General features: G+C 62.5%; 16 protein-coding genes. 9 read left to right on the top strand and 7 right to left on the bottom strand.

Annotation, left to right across the window (positions count from 1 at the left end):
• Nucleotides 1-199 precede the first annotated feature (199 nt).
• The 3 genes from NKI49_RS28930 to NKI49_RS28920 all read right to left on the bottom strand — a co-directional run bounded on the left by NKI49_RS28930 (nt 200) and on the right by NKI49_RS28920 (nt 2,645).
• Nucleotides 200-1,225: a sensor histidine kinase gene (locus tag NKI49_RS28930; RefSeq protein WP_352607169.1), complete on the bottom strand. Its 1,026-nt coding sequence runs from the start codon at nt 1,223-1,225 to the stop codon at nt 200-202.
• A gap of 247 nt (nt 1,226-1,472) precedes the next feature.
• Nucleotides 1,473-1,637: a DUF1328 domain-containing protein gene (locus NKI49_RS28925; protein ID WP_006203859.1), complete on the bottom strand. Its 165-nt coding sequence runs from the start codon at nt 1,635-1,637 to the stop codon at nt 1,473-1,475.
• A gap of 213 nt (nt 1,638-1,850) precedes the next feature.
• On the bottom strand, nt 1,851-2,645 hold the full coding sequence (locus tag NKI49_RS28920) for a response regulator (RefSeq protein ID WP_352607163.1): 795 nt from the start codon (nt 2,643-2,645) through the stop codon (nt 1,851-1,853).
• 211 nt (nt 2,646-2,856) lie between these two features.
• On the opposite strand from NKI49_RS28920, the gene NKI49_RS28915 reads away from it, so the two are divergent.
• Nucleotides 2,857-3,060 carry a NepR family anti-sigma factor gene (locus tag NKI49_RS28915; RefSeq protein WP_352607167.1) on the top strand — a complete coding sequence of 68 codons (204 nt, stop codon included), beginning with the start codon at nt 2,857-2,859 and terminating at the stop codon, nt 3,058-3,060.
• Between the two features lie 3 nt (nt 3,061-3,063).
• On the top strand, nt 3,064-3,615 hold the full coding sequence (locus NKI49_RS28910) for an RNA polymerase sigma factor (RefSeq protein WP_010911883.1): 552 nt from the start codon (nt 3,064-3,066) through the stop codon (nt 3,613-3,615).
• 52 nt (nt 3,616-3,667) lie between these two features.
• Here NKI49_RS28910 and NKI49_RS28905 read toward each other — a convergent pair whose 3' ends face one another.
• Complete coding sequence (locus tag NKI49_RS28905; RefSeq protein WP_027023441.1) at nt 3,668-4,039, bottom strand: response regulator; 372 nt, start codon at nt 4,037-4,039, stop codon at nt 3,668-3,670.
• A 226-nt stretch (nt 4,040-4,265) separates the two neighbouring features.
• Between NKI49_RS28905 and NKI49_RS28900 the strand changes: the two genes are divergently transcribed.
• Nucleotides 4,266-4,592: an ElaB/YgaM/YqjD family protein gene (locus NKI49_RS28900; protein WP_352607161.1), complete on the top strand. Its 327-nt coding sequence runs from the start codon at nt 4,266-4,268 to the stop codon at nt 4,590-4,592.
• Nucleotides 4,593-4,603: 11 nt separating this feature from the next.
• Complete coding sequence (locus NKI49_RS28895; protein ID WP_352607159.1) at nt 4,604-5,068, top strand: hypothetical protein; 465 nt, start codon at nt 4,604-4,606, stop codon at nt 5,066-5,068.
• A gap of 12 nt (nt 5,069-5,080) precedes the next feature.
• On the opposite strand, the gene NKI49_RS28890 is transcribed toward NKI49_RS28895, so the two are convergent.
• Nucleotides 5,081-6,568, bottom strand: a complete 1,488-nt coding sequence (locus NKI49_RS28890) for a sensor histidine kinase (RefSeq protein WP_352607165.1) — start codon at nt 6,566-6,568, stop codon at nt 5,081-5,083.
• A gap of 188 nt (nt 6,569-6,756) precedes the next feature.
• Between NKI49_RS28890 and NKI49_RS28885 the strand changes: the two genes are divergently transcribed.
• Nucleotides 6,757-6,957 carry a hypothetical protein gene (locus NKI49_RS28885; RefSeq protein ID WP_352607158.1) on the top strand — a complete coding sequence of 67 codons (201 nt, stop codon included), beginning with the start codon at nt 6,757-6,759 and terminating at the stop codon, nt 6,955-6,957.
• Nucleotides 6,958-6,986: 29 nt separating this feature from the next.
• Here the strand turns inward: NKI49_RS28885 and NKI49_RS28880 are convergent, their stop codons facing one another.
• Entirely contained in the window at nt 6,987-7,916 is a 930-nt protein-coding gene (locus tag NKI49_RS28880) for a diacylglycerol/lipid kinase family protein (protein ID WP_352607156.1), read from the bottom strand.
• A gap of 273 nt (nt 7,917-8,189) precedes the next feature.
• Here NKI49_RS28880 and NKI49_RS28875 point away from each other — a divergent pair, with 273 nt between their 5' ends.
• Nucleotides 8,190-9,506 (top strand): PRC-barrel domain-containing protein, encoded by a 1,317-nt coding sequence (locus tag NKI49_RS28875; protein WP_352607154.1) that lies wholly within the window; start codon nt 8,190-8,192, stop codon nt 9,504-9,506.
• A gap of 44 nt (nt 9,507-9,550) precedes the next feature.
• Here NKI49_RS28875 and NKI49_RS28870 read toward each other — a convergent pair whose 3' ends face one another.
• The gene (locus tag NKI49_RS28870) at nt 9,551-11,113 is read right to left on the bottom strand and encodes an alkaline phosphatase family protein (RefSeq protein WP_352607152.1); all 1,563 of its coding nucleotides are present in this window, start codon (nt 11,111-11,113) and stop codon (nt 9,551-9,553) included.
• Nucleotides 11,114-11,340: 227 nt separating this feature from the next.
• Here NKI49_RS28870 and NKI49_RS28865 point away from each other — a divergent pair, with 227 nt between their 5' ends.
• From NKI49_RS28865 to NKI49_RS28855, 3 genes are read left to right on the top strand one after another with little or no spacing between them, the layout of a single operon-like run.
• Nucleotides 11,341-12,273: a VOC family protein gene (locus NKI49_RS28865; protein WP_352607150.1), complete on the top strand. Its 933-nt coding sequence runs from the start codon at nt 11,341-11,343 to the stop codon at nt 12,271-12,273.
• 4 nt (nt 12,274-12,277) lie between these two features.
• Nucleotides 12,278-12,898, top strand: a complete 621-nt coding sequence (locus tag NKI49_RS28860) for an alpha/beta hydrolase (protein WP_352607148.1) — start codon at nt 12,278-12,280, stop codon at nt 12,896-12,898.
• A 2-nt stretch (nt 12,899-12,900) separates the two neighbouring features.
• Entirely contained in the window at nt 12,901-13,200 is a 300-nt protein-coding gene (locus NKI49_RS28855) for a GNAT family N-acetyltransferase (protein ID WP_027023432.1), read from the top strand.
• The last annotated feature ends 68 nt before the right edge of the window (nt 13,201-13,268 follow it).

Genomic DNA, 13,268 nt, shown 5'->3' with positions numbered 1-13,268 from the left:
CTGCTCAGGTGGCTGAAGGGTTTTTTGTCCCTCTTGATCGCTCTCTTCCAACTCCGGCCCAAGCCGGTCGCCGCTTAGAGCCCGGATTGTTCACGGTCGACTGGTTGATGGCCCATTCAGGTTTCGGCGGTATGTGGGAAGGCAACATCCGCCTTCATGGTGAACGGCCGGTTAAGAGCCCTGGATCGTGCCCGATCGTTCATTCGGTCTCGAAATTCCCGTGCGGAACGACGAGGTGGTATTCGAGGTGGCCATCCGCGATGTCAAGCTTCGCCGTTCCGTTCAGCGACACGGGCACCACCCGCTCCAGCGCGACGCTGCCGAAGCGCTTCTGGCTGGCGTGACCGCCGTAGTCTCCTATCGTCTCGGCCCATGTCAGCGACAGCGCACCGGCGGCGGTATTCAGATCGGCGGTTACTTCGACGAAGCCGTCCGGTTGCGACAGGGCGCCGTAACTGACGGAGTTGACGGCCAGTTCGTGCATGGCCAGGCCGATATGCAGCGCGGCATTGGGATTAAGATAGGGATTTGCCCCCCGAAAACGGAGGTTGTGCGAGGTGTTCGCGCCGTAGCGGCCGAGTTGGCTGGTCACAAGCTCTCGAAGCGCCGCGCCGCGCCAGTTGGAGGATGTGACCAGATCCTGTGATGAGGCCAGCGACTGCAGGCGGCCACGAAAACGCATCAGGAAATCGCTGATCCCATCGGAATAGCGCCCGGTCTGAGAGGCGATGCTTTGGATGATCGCCAGGAGATTCTTGGAGCGGTGGCTGACCTCGCGCAACAATGTCGTCAGCGTCTGTTCGCGGCGTTTCTGCTCGGTCGTCTCGACCATGGTGGTGACGACGCCTTGCACGTCGCCGCTGTCGCCACGGTCGGCATCGACCCATACCTGAAACCAGCGGACGCCGTCCTCGACCGGGATGTTGATCTCCAGGTGCTCCGGACTGCCGGTCGCGATCACCTCGCGTTTGGCGGCGCTGATGCGATCGGCCTGTGCCGTTGGCAGAATGCCGTTGCTGTCGGCCTCGTCGGAGGTCCAGGGCGCACGCATGTTGCGCGCCCATACGGTCTTCAACTCGCGATCCTGATAGAGGACGGAGATGCCGGCATTGTGCAAAGCATGAAGAAGAGCCCGGCCCAGCTGCATGCCGCTTTCGGCCGGATGCAAGGCGATGACTTCATCGCCCTGTCGGTTGTTCTGGATGTCACCGGCCCTGGAACGCATCATTCGATCTGTCCGCCCAACACAGGCTGAACGACCTACGACCAAATGGGTTCCAAGACACGACTGCCGCCCGGCCCCCTTGCCTTGGGACCCAATATCATCGGCGCGGAGCGCGGGCGATCGCCCGATGTTGGCTGGCCCTAAAAGCGGTCCGCCGGACGATGTCCTTTTCGGGAAACCGTCCGGCGGTGGCTGGAAACCGTTTGAGGGGTGCGGTTTCCAGTGTTCGCTCGAAATCGACCGCCTCTCACGCCCGTCTGAACAGGCCAGCAAGAAGCGAAATGATCAGGAACGCGAGAAAGATGAAGAACAATATCTGTGCTATGCCAGCCGATGTGCCGGCGATGCCGCCGAAACCAAGCGCGCCGGCGATGATTGCCACGACGAGAAATACGAGCGCCCAGTAAAGCATGATGCATCTCCTTCGAATGGTGCGATAAAAACGTCGACAGATGCGGTTTGTTCCACTGTTCGCCGAAAAAGACGATCCCTGAAGGCCGTCCGTGTCGAGAAAAGATTATACCCGTCCACGAAGCCACCCGGCAGCCGGCGGTTGCGTTTCGGTGCGCTCTCATTCGTTCTCGAGAAGAGGCGCGCGCGCGGCGCCTCAGGACAAGGCCAGCGGCTATGCGGCGGCTTTCGCCTGCCGATCGAAGAACAGCGCCTGGCTGATCAGCGCCTTGACCATGTCGGGATTGAACGGCTTGGTCACAAGGAAAGCCGGTTCGGGACGCTCTCCGGTCAGCAGGCGCTCGGGAAATGCGGTGATGAAGATCACCGGTACCGACGTCGACGAGAGAATCTCGTTCACCGCCTCGATACCCGAACTGCCATCGGCGAGCTGGATGTCGGCCAGCACCATCTTGGGCCGCGTCCTGCCGAATATCGTCACTGCTTCGGCATGGGTGCGCGCCGTTCCGACGACACGATGGCCGAGGCTCTCGACCATCTCCTCTATGTCCATGGCGATCAGCGGTTCGTCCTCGATGATCAATACGTCGGTCGCCACCTGGCGGGAAATCTCATTGCTCGCCTGGGCAAGCAGTTCGGAGAATTCCTGGTCGCCGACATCGAGGATCTCGGCCGCCTCGTCCTCGCTGAAACCTTCGACGGCAACCAGCAGGAAGGCCTGGCGGGGCCGGGGCGCGATCGCATTGAGATTGGCGGCTGTGCGCTGTTCCCATGCCGATTGCGGCTGCTCCTGCGGAACGCGGATGGCGACCGAGGTGAAGAGCTTGGCGAAAACCTTGTACAAGGCGATGCGGTCGCTCGATGCCTCGGGGAAGATCTCGACATCGGCGATGATTGCCTCGAGCATCGCGGCGACCAGCGCGTCGCCACTCTCCTGCGACCCCGATACTGCGCGCGAGAAGCGGCGCAGGAACGGCAGGTGTGGGGCGATGGTGGCGGATAAGCTCATGATGGACGTCTCCCTCAGATGACGTGATTGCATAGATCAAGCTGATTACAAGCCCGCTTTCAACAACGCGGGTTGTCCGAAAAAGTTCCACCCAATGGAACGAATGGGCGGGAACGACGTTTCTCGCCCGGATGGGCAACCAGACGAGGGTGCCGCTTGTCTTGTCTTGAGTTACTATGAGCGGCTTGGGTGCTGGGATTACAAGGGCGAAATGAAGAATATGACGAAAGACATCTTGACTGGCGCCATGGGCAGGCGCCGGAACGGCGCTGGCGACCCGCTGGGGCCAAACTCCGAAATCGGACGCAAACTCAAACAATATTACGACGAGCTGGTCTCCGACGATGTGCCGGATCGCTTTTCCCAGTTGCTCAGCCAGCTGGAAAAGGCCGAACCTGCACAGAAGAAGGACTGAGGCATGGCAGCCGTCTCCCAAGGCTTCAAGACCGATCTGCTTGGGGCAATCCCGAGCCTGCGCGCCTTTGCGGTGTCGCTGACGCAGAATGCCGACAAGGCCGACGACCTCGTTCAGGAAACGCTGGTCAAGGCCTGGGACAAGCATGAGAGCTTCCAGCCCGGCACCAATCTCAAGGCATGGCTTTTCACCATCCTGCGCAATGAATTCTATTCCCAGATGCGCAAGCGCGGTCGCGAGGTGCAGGACAGCGACGGTATCATGACGGCCAGGCTTGCCGTGCATCCGGCCCAGCACGGCCAGCTCGATCTCAAGGATTTTCGGGGCGCTCTCGAACAACTGCCGGAGGACCAGCGCGAGGCCATCATCCTCATCGGTGCATCGGGTTTCTCCTATGAGGAGGCCGCCGAAATCTGCGGCTGCGCGGTTGGAACGATCAAGAGCCGCGTCAGCCGGGCCCGTACGCGCCTGCAGGAGATCCTGAAAATCTCCGGCGAAGACGAATATGGTCCCGACGCGATCTCGGCTCAGGTCACGGGAACAGCGGCGCATTGACGCGCAATCCGCAAGCCGGGGGCCAGCGCTGCGCCGGTGCATCTCGATCCGATCATGCCCGCCCGCAGGCCAGCGCGACCGCTTCCACCAGGTCTTCGCCCGAATAGGGCTTGGCGACCAGCCTCACTCCCGGAAACGACACCTTTATTTCCTCGGCATCCGAATAGCCCGAGGCAAATACGAAAGGCATGCCGGCCTCGCGCAGGCCCGCGGCGAATCCGAGCGTCGACACGCCGCCGAGCATGAGATCGACAACCGCCGCATCGAACTGCGTCACGACCTTTCGGTCATCGATCTCGGCCAGGTCGCGAGCAATCACCACTTCGCCGGCGCCGTGGTCGCGGCAGAGCTGCTCCACATCCATGGCAATGAGGAATTCGTCCTCCAGGACAAGAATGCGCAATCCGTCAAGCAAATGGGCCACAAGCAATCGCTCCTTGAACAATGGATTCATGATCGCAATTTGGCGTCTTGTCATTTAAAAAAGACATGGGCCGACGCCTCGATCCCTAGCAAGGCGCTTGAGACGCCTGTTACCATGAGTCGGCGGATCGCGTGCGCGCGGAGACGTTTTGGGATAGTTTGTCCCGATGTCGGAACCTTGAGCCATACGGCGCGTTTGAAATCGAGCAATCACAAGGAGTTAAGCAATGGCGACTGCCGCTGGGAAGACCGCAAGCGATGGCCGGACGAATTCGGAACTCGAAGCCGACATCAGGCAGTTGAAAGCCGATATCGACAAGCTCACCAAGCAGTTGGCCAAGACCGGCGAGCACGGTTATGGCACTGCGCGCCGCGCGGCGGCCGAGGGTGTCGAGCAGTTGCGCGCGCAGGGCGAAGCTGCCTTTGACACCTTGCGCGGCAACGCCAGGGACATCGAGGAGCAGGTGATGGCAAGCGTGCGCGAAAAGCCGGTGACGTCGCTGGCGATAGCGGCCGGCGTCGGTTTCCTCTTCGCGCTGCTCGCGCGCCGCTAGTTCCCATCCAGATGGGACTGCTGGCATCCCTGATCTCGGGTTTCGCCACGGGTGAAACGCTGGCCGCTGTGCGCCGCGCGCGCATGGCGGCTATTGTCTATGCGCTTGCCGGACTGGCGGCGTTCTGCGGTCTCGGCTTCCTGGTCGGGGCGGCCTATATCTGGACGGCGGCAAACTATGGATCATTGGCGACGGCACTCGGCTTCGGCTTCGGCTTTCTGGTGCTCGCCGGTCTCATTCTTCTGATCCATCGATTGACGTCGGGCGCCCGTGCCCGCCGCGAGGCAAGGCGGCGCAGCGCCGACATGAAGACGATCGGCATCACAGCCGCACTCGCCCTGCTGCCGGCCCTGCTCAAGGGAAAGAGTGGCCTCGGTGTGGTTCTGGGCCCGGCCGTGGCACTCGCGGCCTATGCGATCTATCGTGAAAACGTGAAGTCCGGAGCCGAAGATCCGGATGCCGGGGAGGGGAAATAGCACCACCGGCCCTCACTTAGACTGATATTCCAGCGGCATCGATATTTCGGCAAACACGCCTTCCCTGCGGAAATCATGCGTCACTTCGCTTGAAATGACCTTGGCCAGGCTGCGCCGGATGAGGATCGAACCAAAACCGTGGCGCTCCGGCGGGGCAACCTCCGGGCCGCCGCTTTCCCGCCAGGTCAGCACCAGGCGCCGGTCGCCTTTCCTGCCTTGCGTCCTCCAGCCAAGGTCAACCTTGCCGGACGCAACCGACATCGATCCATATTGCAGCGCATTGCTGGCCAGTTCGTGCAGGATCAGGGCAAGCCCGACGGTCTGATCGGGCGAGAGCAGCAGGTCGTCACCGGAGATCGTCATGCGCGGCTGGTCGGCCGTGTCGAAGGGCTTTACCTCGATCTGCACCAACTCACGAATGCTGATGCCGCGCCACTCGCGGTCCGACAGGAGGTTGTGTGCGATGCCCAGGGCCTGAAGCCGGGCGCCGAAAGCTCTGAGGAACTCGCTCGGCTGGCGGGCGTGACGCACCGTCTGTGTCGCCAGCGCCTGGACGGTCGCCAGCGTGTTCTTGACGCGGTGGTTGAGCTCGCGCAGCAACAACCGTTGCCGCTCGTCGCCGAGTTTGCGCTCGGTCATGTCATAACTGACGCCGAAAATCAGCATCGGCTTGCCGTCGCCGTCGCGCTCGATGACGCGGCCGCGCGTGGCCACCCAACGTGGCGGATGGAAGCCTTTCACCCGGAATTCACCGAAATAGTCGTCGCTGCCGGTCAAGGCCTCGCGAAAACGCGTTTCGGTCTGATAGACGTCACGCGGATCGATGGCGGTGAGAATATCGCGTGCTCGCAGGCGGTTCGACCGCGACAGGTTGAACAGTTCCGACAGCCGGGTATCGCATTGGATGATGTCGGTGCGGGTATCCCATGCCCAGCTGGCGAGGGAAGCCGCATCGAGCGCGATGGCACGCCGTCTCTCCTCGCGCGCCAGCGCTGCCTCGGCGATGGCGCCGCTGCGGGTTGCGTCCTTCAAGGTAAACAGGCTGCCGACCAGGTCGGCCAGTGCCTTCAATTGATCGAGCTTGGGGCGGGACGGAAAGGCATGCGGCTTGCGGTCAAGTACGCACAGCGTGCCGATCCGGGCGCCCGCCACAACCACTGGCGCGCCGGCATAGAAGCGGATGTGATGCTTGCCGGTCACCAGCGGATTGGCTTTGAAACGCGCATCCGCCGTGGCATCGGTCACCACCATCGGCTCGTCGCCTGCGGCAATGGCGTGGGCGCAGAAGGAGATATCGATCACGGTATCGGTCTCGTCCAGGCCAACACTGGATTTGAACCACTGCCGCCCGGCGTCGACAAGCGTGACCAGGGCTATCGGCGCCCGCATCACTGCGGCGGCGAGGTCGCTCAGGCGGTCGAAATCCGGGTCGGCCGCGGTGTCCAGCACCTCCAGCCCGTGCAGCACCGCCAGCCGGTCCTCGGCGCAGACCGCGCGCATAACTTCGGTCGGCAGACCCGCCCATGTTTGAGCCTTGCTTTTCACCCAGGTCCCCAATGCCTCGCCCCGGTCCTCGCCACCTCATCATTCGACCGGCCGGCTTTCCGGAACCATCCTAGCGAGGAACCGTTACCCGACCATGTTTTGCCGAGCGCGCCGGTTGGCGCGAAACGAGACAAGGTCCGACCATGCCCAAGACCATTCCCGAAAACAAAGCGCGTCAAGGGCGGCGGGGCTGGCGCGGGTTGCGTATCTTGATTGCCGCATTGCTCCTGGTCTTCGCCGCCTGGGGCGTCGCCGAGATCTACGGCGTGTTGATCAAGACGCCGGCCAGCGACGAGCAACATGTTCCCGAGCCGCCCATCAGCGGGCAGGCCCCAAGCGGCTAAAGCCTGGGTCGCTGTCGCCGCACACCGCATCACGCGGCCTTCGGTTGGGCAGCACGCGCAGGCACCAGGACATTCAATGCGCCAGGCTGAATTTCGATCGTCGTCTCACGGTCAAGCTTGACCAGTTCGCCGTCCATCACGGCCATGACGGAGCGGAATTTTCTGGCGCCGGAATGGATTTTCAGAACCGTTCGGTGAGCCTGATGGATCTCGACATGCTCGTTGTCGCGCCATTTGCCGCGCGCCATGTTGAAGAAGAACTTGATCAGTTCGGCACGCTGCCGCGCCACCGTCACATAGACGCCCAATACGCCGCCTGCCGGGTTGTCCGCATAAGGCAAGTGGCCTTCGCCGAACAGATTGTTGGTGATGCCGATGCCGGTTATGCGCACCGCCAGCTCGGCTTCGCCGATGCCGAGCGTGACATCTATCGCCGGGGGGTTGTTGATCGTTGCCCATGCCGCCTTGACCGAGGCGTTGATTTTTCCGAGACGCGAGCCGAATTCCATCTTTTGGCGCAGCTGCACCATCTTCGCGTGCATGCCGATAGAGAATTGATGCACGAAAGGCCGGCCATTGGCGGTAGCGATGTCGACCGCGATCACCTCGCCGTCGGCAAAGGATTGCAGGGCGGCATCGAGCGTCTGCGGAATGCCGAGCCCTCTTGCGAAAAGGTTCATGGTACCCGCGGGCAAGATGGCCAGCGCCTTTTTCTTGCCCATCAGTCGCGCCGCCGCGGCTGAAATCGTCCCGTCGCCGCCGCCGGCCAGCACCACGTCGACGCCGCGCCGTGAGACCACGCCGTCCAGCGCCGGTACGATGTCCATGCCGGCAACAACCTCGATGTCGATAGAATGACCGGCCGTCTCCAGCGCCCGGCGCATGCGATCGCGAAGAGCCTGGAGATCGGTGGTGCGCAAGGTGCCACCATCCCGGTTCAGCACCGCCGCAAACCGCATGCCTGCTCCGTGTTCCTGCGAAACCCTCGGCTGGACGCAATCCAACCATCGGCCGAAACGGCACAAGCGGCAAAAAGTTCCGGAGGTCACCGCATAACTTGCTCGCGGCGGTGTCTGCCAATGCCGTCCCGCACAAACGCTGTGGCGGCTTTCGTCGGAACAACAGCGTTGTCACGACGTTGTGATCAAGCGAATGCCGCGTCCGGCCCTCTCATGGCGCTCATGGTTCAAACGGACGCGGCGTGATGAAATTACGGACGAGGAGACGCTATCATGATCCGCAATCTTGCAACCACGACCGCGCTGGCGTTGCTGCTTGCGACCGGCGCGTATGCGCAGAACACGACAACCCCGACACCTGCCAGACCGCCCGCCGCCCAGGAACAGGTGCTGCGCGCCGAAGGCAGCATTGTCACCAATATCATTGGTGAAACGGTTTACAACGGCACCGGTGACAATGCCGAGAACATCGGCAAGGTCAGCGACGTCGTCTTCGACAAGGACGGCCAGGCGAAATCAGTCGTCATCGATGTCGGGGGCTTTCTTGGCGTCGGAGCCAAGAGTGTCGCCTTCGACTACGCCAAGCTGCAATGGGCCGAGAAGAACGGTGATCGCTGGCTGGTTGCCCAGACAACCAAGGACCAGCTGACGGCGCAGCCGGCGTTCGACAGCAAACCTTACGGACCGGCCCCGGCACCGGCCGCCTCGACGACCGCACAGGCTCCGTCGGCTACCGCGCCGACCAACACTGCGCAGGCGCCTGCCGACATGAATGCTCAGCCGGCGCAACCGATGAACCGTGCGGACGGCAATCTGGCCACCAACATCATCGGTGAGACCGTCTACAACGGGACCGGCGACGATGCGCAGAACATCGGCGACGTCAACGACATCGTGCTGTCGAAGGAAGGCAAAGCACAGTCGCTGGTTATCGGGGTTGGCGGTTTCCTTGGCATTGGCGCCAAGAATGTCACCTACGACTTCAGCAAGGCCCAGTGGGCGGAAAAGAACGGCGACCGCTGGCTGGTAGCCCAGACGACCAAGGAAGAGCTGCTGGCGCAACCGGACTTCAACCGCAAGGCCTATGATCCGGCTCCGGCAACGACCGCATCCAATGGGCCGGCAGCAACTGAACCGACCGTCACCACGGCGCCTGCCGCCGCTCCGGCGAACAAGACGGCAGAGGCACCTGCGGCTACCGCGCCCAATGCCACGGCGCCAGACCCGACTAAGACGGCGGCGATCGACAAGTCGACGCTGACCGAAATGCCGATTGGCGAGATCCGCGGCGACGACCTGAAGGGCACGACCGTCTACGGCGCCAATGACGCAGTGGTCGGGGAGATCGGCGACGTCGTGCTGACGCCCGACAACAAGCCCGACGCGGTGATCGTCGATGTTGGCGGCTTCCTCGGCATCGGCGAGAAGGAGGTCGCGGTCGGTCTGGACAACCTTAAATTCATGACCGACAAAAACGGCAAGAAGTACCTGTACACGACCTTCACCAAGGAGCAGCTTGAGGCTCAAACCGCCTACGACAAAGCCAGCTATGCCCAGCGGCGCGACCAGCAGCGGATGGTTGTGAGATAGCTGAGGCAGTAGGGCAGTAGGGCAGTAGGGCAGTAGGATACTTCCTACTGCCCTATTCTCTTGCTGACATAGCCGGCGACGCCATGGTCCGTCAGTTCTGCCAGTGCCAGCGACTGGTCGAGATGTTCGGCCCGCCAGGCGAGCAGCCGTTCGGCGAACTCCAGCCGAACGGACAGGTAGGCAGGGTCAGCGGCGCGGTTGTTCAACTCGTCCGGATCGTCTTCCAGGTCGAACAGCAGCGGCGGCAGCCCGCCGCCGAAATGCACATATTTGAATTTTTCGGTGCGGAGGACGGCGAGATTGCACTGGCGCGAGGCGATGCCGAAATGCCGTTCGGCCTCGCCTTCGGCGACCGAGCGGAAATCGAATTCCCAATGCGCGGCATCACGCCAGACAGCAGGATTCCGGCCGCTCAGGAACGGCTTCAGCGATTGACCGTCGAGGTGCTGGGCCGGGTCTTCGTGGAGCAGGTCGAGAAGCGTCGGCAAGATGTCCACTGCCTCGGTGAAGCGATCGACACTGCCGCCTGCCGCCTTGCGCTGACGGGGATCGCGAATGACCAGCGGAATATGGTAGCTGCCGTCGAAGTAGCCGCCCTTGCCCAGCATGAAATGATCGCCCATCATTTCGGCGTGGTCTGAGGTCAGCACGACGATAGTGTCGTCCCATGCGCCCGCGGCCTTGACGGCTTGCCAGATGCGGCCGAGTTGCGCGTCCATCTCCGAGATCATGCCGTAGTAGATCGCGCGGATGCGGCGGAAATCGTCGTCGCTCCAGTCGTGCACCATGCCGCTGGTGCCGGGACGGAACTTGGCCCTTTTCTGCGTACCGATATCATAAGCGAGGTAGGGATGGCTCTCTGCTTCGGCCTGCCAGCTTGCCGCACGCCGGAAGGCTGGGCCGTCGGCCGGATCATAGAGCGTGTTGTATGGCTCCGGCACGACGAAGGGAGGATGCGGGCTGATGAAGGAAAGATGCGCAAACCAGGGCGTGGCCTGCTCCTGCTCGTCGAGCCAGCGCGTGAATTCGCCGGCCAGGAAGGCAGCCGGAGTTTCGTCCTTCGAATAAACGGGCGGGGCGTTGCTGACAGCGCCAGCCTCGCCTTCTTTCACCGGGCGGTGGATCTCGGGAGACCCTGCGCTGGTGTCGACGCCGCGCTGCTTCAGCCAGGACAGCCATTGCTTTTGATGCTCGGGCAGCAACTGGCGCACGGTGAACCCGGGCAGAACGCCCTCATAGCTTCGCAACCGCGGGTCGCCCGGCGCCAGCAAGCGTGGATCGAGCGACACGTCGGTGTAGCCGAACAGCGTCGGATCATATCCCATGGCGCGCGCATGCAGCGCGATATTGCCGTGACGGGCGTCCAGCGGCGTGCCATTGCGGCAGACGCGGTTGTTCATCTGATAGAGGCCGGTGTAGAGGCAGGCGCGCGCCGGCGAACAAGGTGTCGCGCCCCCATAGTGCCGCTTGAACAGCACACCCTCGGCGGCCAGCGCATCGGCATTCGGCGTCTTCACAACCGGATGGCCGGCGGCCGACAGGCAATCACCGCGCCACTGGTCGCATGTGATCAGGAGAACGTTCGGACGCCTGCCTTTTCCAGTCACTTGCTGTACCTTTATTCCGACATGTTCGAGCGCCGCTCATGGAACCGATTTCCGGTAATGACGCAAGGCTTCCATTTTAGCCAATTGGTGAACGACAATCTTGTCGTTGTTCACTTTTGCAGCACAGTCCATCCTGTGTTTGCCGCCTTTGCCGCAAACGGCCGGGGCCTCATATTGGCGTGGACAGCGGCGAAGGCCGCACAAGCATCAAAGGAAGGAGCAAGGAAATGCTCGACCAGATCAAGGGCCTGCATCACGTTACCTCGATGGCCAGGGATGCCCGCCAGAACAATGATTTCTTCACGCACAAGCTCGGCCTGCGCCGGGTCAAGAAGACAGTCAATTTCGACGCGCCCGACGTCTATCACCTCTATTATGGCGACGAGGCCGGCACGCCGGGTTCGGTGATGACCTATTTTCCGTTTCCCGATATCGGCAAAGGCCGCCACGGCGTCGGCGAAGTCGGCACCACGGTCTATTCCGTGCCGGAGGGCACGCTCGCCTATTGGGAAAAGCGTTTTGCCGATGAGGGCGTCTCCGGCCTGTCGCGTGAAGAGGTATTCGGCGAAAAGCGCCTGGCTTTTGCCGGACCGGATGGGGATGGCTTCGCCCTGGTCGAGGACAAGGCCGACGGCAGAGCGCCATGGGCGAAAGGCGGCATTCCGACCGACGAGGCGATCCGCGGTTTTCACTCGGTTTCGCTCAGACTGAAGGATGGCGGCGCCACCGAGGAGCTGCTGAAATTCATGGGTTACGAGGAAGTCGATAGATCCGGCAATGTCAGGCGGCTGGCGGTGAAGAACGGCAACGGCGCCGATGTCGTCGATATCGAATCGCAGCCCGGTGCTGCCTTCGCCGATCTCGGCGCCGGTTCCGTCCACCATGTCGCCTTCGCCGTCGAGAACCGCGCCAAACAGCTCGAAGTGCGCAAGGCGTTGATCGACACCGGCTACGGTGTCACACCGGTGATAGACCGAGACTATTTCTGGGCGATCTATTTCCGCACGCCGGGTGGCGTGCTGTTCGAAGTCGCCACCAACGAGCCGGGTTTCGACCGCGACGAGGATACCGCACATCTCGGCGAGGCGCTGAAGCTGCCGACGCAGCATCAGCATCTCAGACCCTATCTCGAACAGCATCTGCAGAAGCTGGAAGGCTGAGGCCATGAGCAAGGACGCCTATATCCATAAGGTGCTGCCCGGTTCGCCTGGCGGGCCGCTGCTGTTCGTCTTCCATGGTACGGGAGCCGATGAGAGCCAGCTCCTGTCGCTGGGGCGCGATCTCGCGCCCCAGGCCACCATCATCTCGCCGCGCGGCGATGTTTCCGAACAAGGTGCTGCGCGCTTCTTCCGGCGCACGGGCGAAGGCGTCTACGATATGGACGATCTGGCGCGGGCGACGGACAAGATGGCAGGCTTCGTCAAAGCTCATGTCGATGCGGCAAGGCCATCGGCCGTGTTCGGCCTCGGCTACTCCAATGGCGCCAACATCCTGGCTTCGGTGGTGTTCGCGGCACCATCGCTGCTCGACGCCGCGGTGCTGATGCATCCGCTGATCCCGTTCGAACCAAAGGTCGAGGGCAGCCTTGCCGGCCGTTACATCCTGGTGACCGCCGGAAAGCGCGATCCGATATGTCCGCCGAACCTGACCAGCCGGCTCGAAGCCTATTTGCGTGCCGACGGCGCCGATGTCACAGTGGAATGGCACGATGGCGGGCACGAGGTGCGGCCGAACGAAATCGAAGCGGCACGGCGGCTCTTGGCCGGTGTCAGTCAAGGAGTGTAGCGATGTCCGATCAACTGCCCGGGGTCGAACTGGAGGATCGCGGGTCCAAGGGTCGCTATGTCCTGCGCGGGCCCGGAGGCGCCGAGGCCGAGATGACCTTCACCAAAATCGGCGAGCACCAGATCATCATCGACCACACCGAAGTGCCGGACGCGTTTCGCGGCCAGGGTGCCGGGCTTCGGCTCGTCACCCGCGCCGTCGAGGATGCGCGTGCGGCGGGCAAGAAAATCATCCCGCTCTGCCCGTTCGCCAACTCTCAGTTCCGCCGCCACCCGGAATGGGCCGACGTGTTGAAGCGGTAGAGCAATTCCACGAAACGTGTGAAACGGTTTTCCCGGGAAAAGCGCGTAGCGCTTTCCCTGGGAATTTG

Origin of the sequence: Mesorhizobium sp. M0587, from assembly GCF_040320945.1 — a bacterium.
Classification (GTDB): domain Bacteria; phylum Pseudomonadota; class Alphaproteobacteria; order Rhizobiales; family Rhizobiaceae; genus Mesorhizobium.
Note: the sequence above shows the minus strand (reverse complement) of the source record. Positions and strands in the feature narration are given on the sequence as shown.

Excerpts from the sequence above, each read along its gene's own strand:
- NKI49_RS28930 (WP_352607169.1), bottom strand. The coding sequence starts at position 1,225 with ATGCGTTCCAGGGCCGGTGACATCCAGAACAACCGACAGGGCGATGAA.
- NKI49_RS28925 (WP_006203859.1), bottom strand. The coding sequence starts at position 1,637 with ATGCTTTACTGGGCGCTCGTATTTCTCGTCGTGGCAATCATCGCCGGC.
- NKI49_RS28920 (WP_352607163.1), bottom strand. The coding sequence starts at position 2,645 with ATGAGCTTATCCGCCACCATCGCCCCACACCTGCCGTTCCTGCGCCGC.
- NKI49_RS28915 (WP_352607167.1), top strand. The coding sequence starts at position 2,857 with ATGAAGAATATGACGAAAGACATCTTGACTGGCGCCATGGGCAGGCGC.
- NKI49_RS28910 (WP_010911883.1), top strand. The coding sequence starts at position 3,064 with ATGGCAGCCGTCTCCCAAGGCTTCAAGACCGATCTGCTTGGGGCAATC.
- NKI49_RS28900 (WP_352607161.1), top strand. The coding sequence starts at position 4,266 with ATGGCGACTGCCGCTGGGAAGACCGCAAGCGATGGCCGGACGAATTCG.
- NKI49_RS28895 (WP_352607159.1), top strand. The coding sequence starts at position 4,604 with ATGGGACTGCTGGCATCCCTGATCTCGGGTTTCGCCACGGGTGAAACG.
- NKI49_RS28890 (WP_352607165.1), bottom strand. The coding sequence starts at position 6,568 with ATGCGCGCGGTCTGCGCCGAGGACCGGCTGGCGGTGCTGCACGGGCTG.
- NKI49_RS28885 (WP_352607158.1), top strand. The coding sequence starts at position 6,757 with ATGCCCAAGACCATTCCCGAAAACAAAGCGCGTCAAGGGCGGCGGGGC.
- NKI49_RS28880 (WP_352607156.1), bottom strand. The coding sequence starts at position 7,916 with ATGCGGTTTGCGGCGGTGCTGAACCGGGATGGTGGCACCTTGCGCACC.
- NKI49_RS28875 (WP_352607154.1), top strand. The coding sequence starts at position 8,190 with ATGATCCGCAATCTTGCAACCACGACCGCGCTGGCGTTGCTGCTTGCG.
- NKI49_RS28865 (WP_352607150.1), top strand. The coding sequence starts at position 11,341 with ATGCTCGACCAGATCAAGGGCCTGCATCACGTTACCTCGATGGCCAGG.
- NKI49_RS28860 (WP_352607148.1), top strand. The coding sequence starts at position 12,278 with ATGAGCAAGGACGCCTATATCCATAAGGTGCTGCCCGGTTCGCCTGGC.
- NKI49_RS28855 (WP_027023432.1), top strand. The coding sequence starts at position 12,901 with ATGTCCGATCAACTGCCCGGGGTCGAACTGGAGGATCGCGGGTCCAAG.